Source organism: Accumulibacter sp. (assembly GCF_031732815.1).
Lineage (GTDB): Bacteria > Pseudomonadota > Gammaproteobacteria > Burkholderiales > Rhodocyclaceae > Accumulibacter.
Map to the genome: position 1 here is coordinate 1 of NZ_JAVMKF010000145.1, position 4679 is coordinate 4679.

Genomic DNA, 4679 nt, shown 5'->3' on the forward strand with positions numbered 1-4679 from the left:
GAATGGAAACCGTCCCGCTAACCGCCTTCCTGAAGGCGTGCGTGTAGGCGAGGCTCAGTTCGCCGCTCTTCCCGTTGCGTCAAGCGGCCCCGATGCTGGGTTGCTTCTCGACAACGTCGGGCGCGAGACTGTTGATGAAGGTCTGGCTGCCCGGGATCGGTTGCGTTGCCGAGCTGTAGCCGCCCCGCAGTGTCCAGTCGTCGATGTCGTAGCCGACCTTCAAGGCTTTTATCTGGAATCGGGAAACCGGAAGCCTCCAGCGTACAGGTTAGGATCCTATTTCCGCGCTCGGGCGTGGAAACAACCACGCCTCCGCCTTGCCCGAGCCCCTCGCCCGAACCTTGGCGGCCAACTGGCGAGTCCTCGACCAGTGCGCCAACACGCGAAGCGGCTTCTCCGCTACGCTCTTCCAACGCCTGAACGATGATCCGATCACCGGTGCCCGGGCGGGCGAACTCGTCATCTCCTTCCGCTCCACCGAAGTCATCGACGATGCGGCGCGCGACAACCAGGCGACGAACGCCATGGAGATTCGGCATTTTGGCTGGGCGTTCGGGCAGATCGATGACATGGAGCGCTGGTACGCACAACTGCGCGCCAATGGCACCCGAGACCCGGTGAGCGCTTCACGGTCACTGGCTACAGCCTGGGCGGCCACCTTGCGACGGTGTTCAACTTCCTGCGCAAGGAGGAGGCCGAGGCGCTCGGCAGCGTCAATTCAATCGCTGCCACCTACACCTTCAACGGAGCGGGCGCCGGCGATGTCCTGCACGGCCGTCGACTGACCAACGTGATCGCCGATTTTGCCCGCCTGCGCGACAACGCCAGCGGGCTGGTGTCAGCAACGGAAGTAAATTGATACAGCGCAACGATTGAAAGTTGATACACCGAACTGAGAAGATCGGCGATTTCTTGAGGCGCCGATGATCACGAAGGAGGTGTATGTGGAAATCGAAGTGTTGAGGAAGCATGGATTGAGTCTGCGCAAGATTGCAGCCGAAGTGGGCTGTGCGGTGAATACCGTGCGTAGCCACCTGGCGCAGGGGAGCCAGCCGCGCTGCGAGCGTCAGAAGAAGCGGGTCAGCAAACTCTCGACGCATGAAACGTACCTGCGCGACCGACAGGCTGCAGCACAGCCGCAGTGGATCCCGGCGACGGTTCTGTTGCGGGAGATTAGCGCGCTGGGGTATACGGGCGGCGTCAGCCAATTGCGGGTCTTCATGCGCACGATGCGGCCGCAGGCGGCTGCTGATCCGGTGGTGCGTTTCGAAACGGCGCCAGGCGAACAATTGCAGATCGACTGGGTCGAGTTTCGCAAAGGCGCTGATCCGCTGTACGCCTTCTGCGCGACGCTTGGGTACAGCCGGGCGAGTTATGTGGAATTCGTCGCCGACATGAAGGTCAGTACCCTGATCGACTGCCACCAGCATGCCTTTGAGGCGCTCGGTGGCGTGGCCAGGCGCCTGCTCTACGACAACATGAAGACCGTTGTTCTCGAACGCGACGTCGACGGCCCAGGCGAACACCGGTATCACGCCGGCTTTCTCGACTACGCCAAGCACTGTGGGTTCGTGATCAAACTGTGTCGCCCCTATCGCGCCCGGACCAAAGGCAAAGTCGAGCGCTTCAACGGTTACCTGCGGCGCTCCTTCTACGTTCCGCTGATCAGTCGGCTCAAGCAGGCCGGCCTGCCACTGGACGCGGTGACCGCCAATGCTGAGGTCAGGCGCTGGCTCAAAGAAGTGGCCAACGTGCGTATCCACGCCGGTACGCACAGGCAGCCTGCACAACGTCTGCAGGAAGAACAGGCGCATCTGCAAGACATTCCCCCGCCATGGCGCGGCGACATCGCCGCCGCTCGTCCCCTGGACGCCCCGCAGCTGCCGGTCGAGGCGGGCACTGTCCGTCCGGCGGTTGCCGAGAGAATCGCGTTGCCCACGCCGGAGCAGCATCCGCTCACCGTCTACGCGCAACTGCTGAGCCAACTGCAGGCCGTTGCGCAGAGGCAGCCATGAACCTTCAGTACGAACGAATGCTCGCCTTATGCGACACCCTGAACCTGCCGTTCGTGGCGGAGAACTACGTCGGCGCCGCCCAGGAAGCCGCCGCGCAGGAAAGCGCCTACAGCGACTTTCTGGAAGCACTGCTGAAAGCGGAAGTCGCGGGACGCCAGGTGCGCAAGCAAAGCATGCTGACGCGTCTGGCGGGATTCCCCGCGATCAAGACGCTGGAGGAATTCGATTACGCCTTCGCCGCCGGCGTCAAAAGGAGTCAGATCGACGAACTGGCTGGTCTGGCCTTTGTCGAGCGTAACGAAAATGTCGTCTTGGTCGGCCCCTCCGGGGTGGGCAAGACCCATCTCGCGATCGCCCTGGGCTATCGCGCCACGCAAGCCGGCATCAAGACCCGTTTCACGACCGCCGCCGATCTCTTGCTGACCCTCTCGACCGCGCACGCACAGAACCAGTTGAAAGCGGTCATGCATCGGGCGATCACCGCTTACCGCCTGCTGATCATCGACGAAATCGGCTATCTGCCGATGAGCCGCGAGCAGGCCAACCTGTTCTTCCAGGTCATTGCCGCGCGCTACGAGAAGGGCAGCCTGATCGTCACCAGCAATCTGTCGTTTGGCCAATGGGATGCCACCTTCGCCCAGGATGCCACGCTGACGGCGGCATTGCTGGATCGCTTGCTGCATCACGCGCAGATCGTACCGATCGCCGGAGAAAGCTACCGGCTCAAACGCCAGCGGCAGGCGGGAATGGTGCAGGCCAGAAAGGCGATCACCGGCGGATAGGCGCCGCGGTGGTGGGGCCTCCTTCCGGTTGGGCCTCCGGCCCGCCCTCCAGGAGGCCCCACCGCCGCCATTGTTCTCAGCGGTGAGAAACCGCGGAAATCTGGCGGCGAAAAGCGCGCGTCAGCATGGCTGTAAGCGCGAAGATGCCGCGCTTACAGCCATGCTCCAGCGTATCCGTCCCTCCACCGCGTCAAGGGTTCGCTGCGCCGGGCTGGCGCCCGCCCTTGACCCGGCTCCAGGCCGGTAATTTTCGTGCCCGGTCTTTTGGCGGCGCCAGATTTCCGCGGCTTTTTTGGTCGCCACTGACAGCCATCAAGCCGCATTGGGGGTGTATCAGTTTTCAATCGGTGACAAGGGAAAAACTGTGTCAGTTTTCAATCGGTGTTGACAGCTGGAAATACCCTTCAGCGACCCGCGCGCCGCTGCCCTCTATCGCGAACTGCGCAGCACGGCGTATCGAACGCCTGTAGAAATCGCCTTCGCTATCGCTGAGGTTGTTCGACGGAACGTCGCCGTACCCGACTCGGCGCTCCTTCGTTCCGCGCTCAGCCGGATGGAGACCATCCTCGCCGAAGTGCGGCGGCTTCCCAGTCTGTCCAGCGGCGGTGAGCGGCCGACCAGCCCGAAGCAGGTCGATCGCGGCGATATCGACGCGCTCCAGCTCGATTACCAACTCGCCGTCCTGATCAGCAGTCGGGCGACCGCTGCACACGATGCGGGCGTTGTTTCCGGAGCGATCAGCGCGGTGTCGGGATGCGACAACCGCAGCGGCATACTGGCAAACGTTTTCGACGTGTATGGCGCCAACCCGCCCTCGGCCGTGGCCAACTCGCGATGGGACTACGGCCAGGAGATGGATAGGAGATTCAACGCCAATGATGGATGGGAGATTCAACGCCACATCCGGAAGTCTGCCAGGCTCTGACGGGCCGTGAGAGGCTGTGAAAAATTCCCGAGCCTACCCTGCGGCAACGCGGGGCGCAGGGTATAATGACAATGTCAACCTTGGACGGTTTCTCGCGATGACTGAATCTCCTTTTCGCGAGGAAGAAGTGCCGGTCCCGGCTTGCTCGGCAAGTAGCGGCGAGGAAGGCAAGACGGGGCTACCGAGAACGGCGGTGCGTGTGCGGATGCCGAATCGGACGCAGATGGAATGGCGGGCGAGCGATCTGGAATCGCTGCTGCCTGCCGGGCATCGGGCGCGACTGGTGTGGGGCTTCGTCGAGCGACAGAACCTGGATAGCCTGTACGCGGGGATCAAGGTCAGATTTCCGGTGTTACGTCCCGCCCTATTGCGGATTCTTCATGCCGCCCTATTCCGGGGTGAGACAAAGGGGAAGTCCCACGCTAGCGCCGGAGGAACTGGCTCCTGCCTGAGGGTGGGACGTTAGGCCTATCGGGATCGGGGATCGCCCGGCGGGAAGCGCCAGAGGTCCTCGGGATCGTAGAGATTCCTTTGGCGGTCGTGCTGTCGGCGCAGTTGCCCGAGATAGCGAGTCTCGCAAGCGGTGGCGAGCTGGAAGAGGAAGTCGCAGAGCGCTGCGGCGGCTTCGTCGGAGAGGCGGTCGGGGAACACGCTGTTACGGCGGCGGCTCATCGGAGTTCCTCGATGGCCAATTGCAGGAGCCCGTCGGGCAGGTGATTGAGCCCACGCGGCACTGCCAGGCGCATGGCGGTACGCAGAATGCGTGCTGCATTGCGGGGCAGCCCCTTGCTCGCCTGACGCAAGATCTCGAGGCCGGAATCGCTGAGCAGCGTAGACGAGTTGCCGGCGCTTTTCAGCGCATGCTCGATCAGTCGCGCGAAGCGCTCGCGCTCGATTACCGGCGTCAAGTGCACGCGGACCTGGATGCGTCCGGCGAGGGCCGCATAGGGGGCTCGT

6 protein-coding genes and 2 pseudogenes are annotated in these 4679 nt (G+C 63.1%); 5 read left to right on the forward strand and 3 right to left on the reverse strand.

Going from position 1 to position 4679, the window contains the following annotated elements; genetic code table 11:
- Nucleotides 1-79: 79 nt before the first annotated feature.
- Nucleotides 80-223 (reverse strand): hypothetical protein, encoded by a 144-nt coding sequence (locus RKP46_RS09940; protein ID WP_311106499.1) that lies wholly within the window; start codon nucleotides 221-223, stop codon nucleotides 80-82.
- A 354-nt stretch (nucleotides 224-577) separates the two neighbouring features.
- Here RKP46_RS09940 and RKP46_RS09945 point away from each other — a divergent pair, with 354 nt between their 5' ends.
- The 5 genes and pseudogenes from RKP46_RS09945 to RKP46_RS09965 form a co-directional block, all read left to right on the forward strand.
- Nucleotides 578-859: a lipase family protein gene (locus RKP46_RS09945; RefSeq protein ID WP_409194126.1), complete on the forward strand. Its 282-nt coding sequence runs from the start codon at nucleotides 578-580 to the stop codon at nucleotides 857-859.
- Nucleotides 860-923: 64 nt separating this feature from the next.
- Complete coding sequence (istA, locus tag RKP46_RS09950; protein ID WP_311106501.1) at nucleotides 924-2015, forward strand: IS21 family transposase; 1092 nt, start codon at nucleotides 924-926, stop codon at nucleotides 2013-2015.
- On the forward strand, nucleotides 2012-2797 hold the full coding sequence (gene istB / locus RKP46_RS09955) for an IS21-like element helper ATPase IstB (RefSeq protein ID WP_311106502.1): 786 nt from the start codon (nucleotides 2012-2014) through the stop codon (nucleotides 2795-2797). The genes istA and istB overlap by 4 nt, the downstream gene beginning before the upstream one ends.
- A gap of 553 nt (nucleotides 2798-3350) precedes the next feature.
- Nucleotides 3351-3722 carry a hypothetical protein gene (locus RKP46_RS09960; protein WP_311106503.1) on the forward strand — a complete coding sequence of 124 codons (372 nt, stop codon included), beginning with the start codon at nucleotides 3351-3353 and terminating at the stop codon, nucleotides 3720-3722.
- Nucleotides 3723-3927: 205 nt separating this feature from the next.
- Nucleotides 3928-4062, forward strand: a pseudogene (locus tag RKP46_RS09965) (IS5/IS1182 family transposase); the annotation flags it as partial.
- A gap of 128 nt (nucleotides 4063-4190) precedes the next feature.
- Here RKP46_RS09965 and RKP46_RS09970 read toward each other — a convergent pair.
- Both RKP46_RS09970 and RKP46_RS09975 read right to left on the reverse strand, forming a co-directional pair.
- Nucleotides 4191-4394 (reverse strand): hypothetical protein, encoded by a 204-nt coding sequence (locus RKP46_RS09970; RefSeq protein WP_311106504.1) that lies wholly within the window; start codon nucleotides 4392-4394, stop codon nucleotides 4191-4193.
- A pseudogene (locus tag RKP46_RS09975) lies at nucleotides 4391-4679 on the reverse strand (AAA family ATPase); the annotation flags it as partial. The pseudogene RKP46_RS09975 and the gene RKP46_RS09970, both read right to left, overlap by 4 nt.